Origin of the sequence: Micromonospora inaquosa, from assembly GCF_003857055.1 — a bacterium.
GTDB lineage: Bacteria > Actinomycetota > Actinomycetes > Mycobacteriales > Micromonosporaceae > Micromonospora > Micromonospora inaquosa.
Map to the genome: position 1 here is coordinate 1 of NZ_QGSZ01000050.1, position 5,066 is coordinate 5,066.

Sequence of the window (5,066 nt, forward strand, 5' to 3'; positions counted from 1 at the left end):
GCTACGCGCAGGCGGGGGCGGTGCCGGGCGGCACCGCCCCCGCCTGCGCGTAGCGGGTCGATCGACACCCCGCCACCGCTGGTCGATGGCATCCGCCGTCCCCGGTAGGGTCGGCGCATGGCAGACCTGCTCACCGCGGAAGCGGTGCGAGATGAGCTGGGCGGGCTGACGGGCTGGTCCCCGACCCGGCGGATCGACGACATCGTCCGGAGCGCGGCATGAGATTCGAGATCAGCAAGGTGCTGGACGCCATCGAGGGGCGGGTCTGCACCGACCCGGGGTTGGCCCGAGCCGTGATCGACCTGGCCGAGGTGATCCGCTACCAGGACATCGACGGTGGCCGACCGGCCAGCCTGCTGCGCCTCGGCATGGTCATCGACGCGCTCTCCCGCGAGCTGGAGGAAGACAGCGTCCAGGTCTACGCGGTGGTGCACCGGGCGTTGCTCTCCGACGCCGACCTCACCTCCAACGAGCGGATGGTGGTCCGCCGCTGGGCCGACGACGGGCTCGTCGAGGTGCTCGACAACCCGGGTGACCGGATGTTGGAGGTCGCCGACCTGCTCGGTCTGCCGGTGCTCAGCCGGGTCCGCTTCGACGGGTTGCGCGGTCGTTTTCCGTGGCTGGTCGAGCAGCCCGGTCGGGTGCTCGCGCCGGTGCCCGGTGCCGGCGGGCCGGCGTTCATCGCGCACGTCGGTGGTGGGCACTCGCCGGTGGCCGGCAAGCGGTCACCGACCGGCGTCAAGCTGCTGGCCCGCCAGTGGCGTTGCCCGGAGTCGGGCTGCGCGTTGTTCGGCGGCGGTGGTGGGGGTGGCGCGTTCGCGGACCTGGCCGGGGGTGCCGACCGCAGCCCCGCCGCGCAGCCGCCGCCCGCGCTGCGCAACGGCGTGCCGACCTGCCCCCGGCACGGCGTACGGCTCGGTGACGCCGGCCCGCGCCCGCGTACCGAGGTGCTCGCGGTGCGCGTCGGTGGCCTGGTCCGGCGGCGGTTCGTGCTCAGCGAGGAGCAGCCGATCGTGGCCGGTCGCGCTCCCGAGCAGGACGGCGGGATCATGCTCGGGCAGTGGCTCAACGACGAGGCTCGACGCTGGATCAGCCGTGGTCACGTCCGCTTCGAGCTGCGGGTCGGCGAGGTCATCGTGACCGACGTCAGCACCAACGGCTCCGGCATCCGCCCGGCCGGGTCGATGGCCGAGTCGGAACGCATCCCGCTGGCCCCGCAGCAGTCCCGGGTGCTGGGTGAGAACGACATGATCGAGCTGTACCCGGGGGTGCAGATCGGTCGGGCCGAGGAGTTGCCCACCGGCGCCCCGTTCACCCCCACCTCGGTGATGGCCGAGGCCCCGACGATGGCCATGCGCCTGCCCCGCCCCTGACACTGGAAGGCGGGCGTCGGAACCCCGACGCCCGCCTTCCACCACGTTCCTGGTTCAGCCGGCCAGCACCTCGGCCAGCTGCTTCACCGCCAGGTCGATCTCGTCCTCGGTGATCACCAGCGGTGGGGCGAGCCGGATGGTGGAGCCGTGGGTGTCCTTGGCCAGCACTCCGCGCGCGGCGAGCCGCTCGCACGCCTCCCGACCGCTCATCAGCGCCGGGTCGATGTCCAGACCGGCCCACAGGCCACGGACGCGCACCCCGACGAGGCCCTTGCCGATCAGCCCTTCCAGGCCGGCCCGCAGGCGCTCACCCAGCTCCGCCGAACGGCGCTGGAACTCGCCGGTGGCCAGCAGCCGGACCACCTCGATCGCCACCGCGCAGGCGAGCGGGTTGCCGCCGAAGGTGGAGCCGTGCTGGCCGGGCTTGAGCACACCGAGCACATCGGTGTTCGCGGCCACCGCGGAGACCGGCACGATGCCGCCGCCGAGCGCCTTGCCGAGCAGGTACATGTCGGGCACGACACCCTCGTGGTCACAGGCGAAGGTCGCGCCGGTACGCCCCAGACCCGACTGGATCTCGTCGGCGATGAACAGCACGTTTCGCTCGGTGCAGACCTGGCGTACACCGGGCAGGTAGCCCTCCGGCGGCACCACCACACCCTGCTCACCCTGGATCGGCTCCAGCAGCACGGCCACCGTGTTCTCGTCGATCGCCGCGGTCAGCGCGGCCAGGTCGCCGTACGGCACGACAGTGAAGCCCGGGGTGTACGGCCCGAAGTCGGCGCGGGCGTCCTCGTCGGTGGAGAAGCTGACGATGGTGGTGGTCCGCCCGTGGAAGTTGCCCTCGGCGACCACGATGTTGGCCTGCCCGGCGGGCACGCCCTTGACCTGGTAGCCCCACTTGCGGGCCACCTTGATGCCGGTCTCCACCGCCTCGGCACCGGTGTTCATCGGCAGCACGAGGTCCTTGCCGCACAGCTCGGCCAGTTCCCGGCAGAAGTCGGCGAACTGGTCGTGGATGAACGCCCGGCTGGTCAGCGTGAGCCGGTCCAGTTGGGCGTGCGCGGCGGCGATCAGCTGCGGGTGCCGGTGACCGAAGTTCAGCGCCGAGTAGCCGGCCAGGCAGTCCAGGTAGCGGCGGCCGTCCACATCGGTGAGCCAGGCACCCTCGGCCGACGAGATCACCACCGGCAGCGGGTGGTAGTTGTGCGCTGTCCAGCGCTCGGCGTCCCGGACCGCTCCCGGCGTACGCAGCTTGTCATCCACTATCACTTGCTTGCCTTTCCCTGGCGGAGTCGCAGTGTGCAGCACTTCGGTCCGCCGCCGGCCTTACGCAGCTCGGACAGGTCGACACCGATGGTTTCGTAGCCCCGGTCGCGCAGCTTGGCGGCCAGGTCGGTGGCCTGCGCGGGCAGCACCACGTGCCGCCCGTCGCTGACCGCGTTCAGCCCCAGCACCTCGGCGTCGGCCATGGTGGCGTGCACCGCGTCGGGGAAGAGTCGGCGCAGCACGGTCTGGCTGCCCGGGGAGAACGCCTCGGGCAGGTACGCCACGGTCCGCTCGTCGAGCACGGTCAGCGCGGTGTCCAGGTGGTAGAAGCGCGGGTCGACCAGTTGCATGGTGACCACCGGGTAGCCGAAGACCTCCTGCAACTGGGCGTGTGCGGCGTGCGCCGTGCGGAAGCCGGTGCCGGCCAGCAGGTGGTCACCGGCCAGCAGGATGTCGCCCTCTCCCTCGTTGACGTGCTTCGGGTCGTACATCTCGAAGCCGGCGGCCTCGAACCAGGCCCGGTACGCGGGTGCTTCGTCGGCGCGCTGCGGGTCCCGGAACTGCACGGCCATGGCCTTGCCGTCGATCACGGTGCCGCCGTTGGCGGCGAAGACCATGTCGGGCAGGCCGGGCACCGGAGTGATCTCCTCGACGGTGTGGCCCAGGTCCAGGTACGTCTGGCGCAACTGCTCCCACTGCCGGACGGCAAGCGCGGCGTCGACCGGCGCGCTCGGGTCCATCCAGGGGTTGATGGCGTAGTCGACGGCGAAGTACGTCGGCCGGCACATCAACAGGCGCTGGCTGGTGGCGTCCATCGTCATTGTCCTGCTCCCAGGGGTCGGGCGCGCCCGGCCACCGTGGCCCACGGGCTGGCGCCGTGGCTCAACGTTATGCGGCCTCAGCGGCAGGATCCACCACTGAGAGTTGCGCAGGCCGAAGATTCGTTGCGTCTGGACGCTCTGCGCCTACGAATCGTTGCGTCTGGGGTCGATGGTCCGGGAAAGGCGTCGGGGCCCGGCGTGGCCAGGCCCCGAAATCGCCGTCGGCGGGCCCCGGAAATACTGTCGCCGGGCCCCGGAAACACTTCAGGGGCGGCGAACCGCCGCCCCTGAAAGGGTGTCGCCCGGCCGGTGAACCACCGGACTGGTCGGGCTGCCGGCGAACCGCCGGCTGTTCGCCGGTGCACCACCGGCGAGCGGAACAGTGCCCGCTAGAAACGATCGACAAACTGTGAGTCAAGCCACTCCCGGAAGCGCTGCACCCAGTCGCCGTCGGTGGTCGGCCAGTCGAACTGGCCGGTCATCGCGAGCACCCCGATCACGACCGCAGCCAGCCCGATCAGCACGCCGAAGAGCGCGTCGGTCTTGCCGGCGACGTGCCGGCGGCGGGTGGCCATCAGGCCGAGCACCGCGAGCACCGCACCGAACGCCCCGAGCCCGATGCCGTACCCGGCCAGAGTCCCGGTCAGCACGAACATCGCGCCAGCGACCGAGACGATCAGGCCGAGGGTGGCGAGCAGGCTGGCCCGCGGCTTCGGGCCACGCGTCACCGGCGGCTCCGACGTGGTCACGCCTGGGGCCCGGTCGACGGGGCGGTCCGTGCTCACCCGGTCGGAGGTGTCGGGCCGCCGGGTGGTGCTGTCGAGGTCGGCGTCGCGTTCGGCGGTGCGCGTCGTGCTCGGGGCGACGGCGGACCGGGCGTCGGTTTCCACCTTCTGGGCGGTAGCCGGCTCGGGCGTGACCGGGCGGGTCGTGCCGTTCGTGGGCTCGGGTGCGACGGGGCGAGTCGTCCCGTTCGTGGGCTCGGGCGCGACCGGGCGGGCGGTGCCGGTCCGGGGCTCGCTCTCCACCGGTCGCGCGGTGGCGGCCCGAGCCACCGCCGCCCGCTCGTTGGCCCGCCGCTCGGCCTGGCTGGGCTGGCCGTCGGTCGCGCCGGCGCTGCGGTACGTCGTCTGGTCGGCGTCCCGGTCGGTGACCACCGGGCGGCCGGCGCTGTCGCCGGACTGACCGGTCTCGGTGACCGGGGTGTCGCGGCCGTCCACGCGGCCGTCGAGGTTCTCGTCCCGCGTCGGTGCCGGCTCGGACCGGCGGGACAGCGAAGGAATCCTGACCACTACACACCTCCTGATGAATGCGTGGTGGCCGACGAAAGAAGGTGGCACCCACGCGGTGTCGCCCCTCAACTACCCACCTGGGCGTTTCCTGACACCAATCCTGGGTACGGCCGCCTGGCCTGGCCTTGGTCTGGCCTTGGTCGGGCCTGGGCTCGCCTTGATCGACTCGGTTTCCTGGAAGCCGGGGTGTCCCGCCTAGCCGGACACCCCGCTTTCCTTGAGCCCGAGTTGATCAGCGGCGGACCCCGTCGACCTACCCGGCGCGGGCGCGCTGCAAAGTGCCGACTTGCCCGCTGCCGACCTGCCCGACC

General features: G+C 72.1%; 4 protein-coding genes. 1 reads left to right on the plus strand and 3 read right to left on the minus strand.

All coding sequences use genetic code 11. The annotated features are described in order from the left end of the window. Nucleotides 1-218 precede the first annotated feature (218 nt). Entirely contained in the window at nt 219-1,373 is a 1,155-nt protein-coding gene (locus tag DLJ59_RS00565) for an FHA domain-containing protein (RefSeq protein ID WP_124770575.1), read from the plus strand. Nucleotides 1,374-1,427: 54 nt separating this feature from the next. Here the strand turns inward: DLJ59_RS00565 and rocD are convergent, their stop codons facing one another. The 3 genes from rocD to DLJ59_RS00580 form a co-directional block, all read right to left on the minus strand. Further along, the gene (rocD, locus tag DLJ59_RS00570; protein WP_208648507.1) at nt 1,428-2,642 is read right to left on the minus strand and encodes an ornithine--oxo-acid transaminase; all 1,215 of its coding nucleotides are present in this window, start codon (nt 2,640-2,642) and stop codon (nt 1,428-1,430) included. Continuing rightward, on the minus strand, nt 2,642-3,457 hold the full coding sequence (ddaH, locus tag DLJ59_RS00575) for a dimethylargininase (RefSeq protein WP_208648508.1): 816 nt from the start codon (nt 3,455-3,457) through the stop codon (nt 2,642-2,644). Before ddaH ends, rocD begins: the two co-directional genes overlap by 1 nt. 395 nt (nt 3,458-3,852) lie before the next feature. Continuing rightward, the gene (locus DLJ59_RS00580; protein WP_244235762.1) at nt 3,853-4,755 is read right to left on the minus strand and encodes a DMT family transporter; all 903 of its coding nucleotides are present in this window, start codon (nt 4,753-4,755) and stop codon (nt 3,853-3,855) included. Between the last annotated feature and the right edge of the window lie 311 nt (nt 4,756-5,066).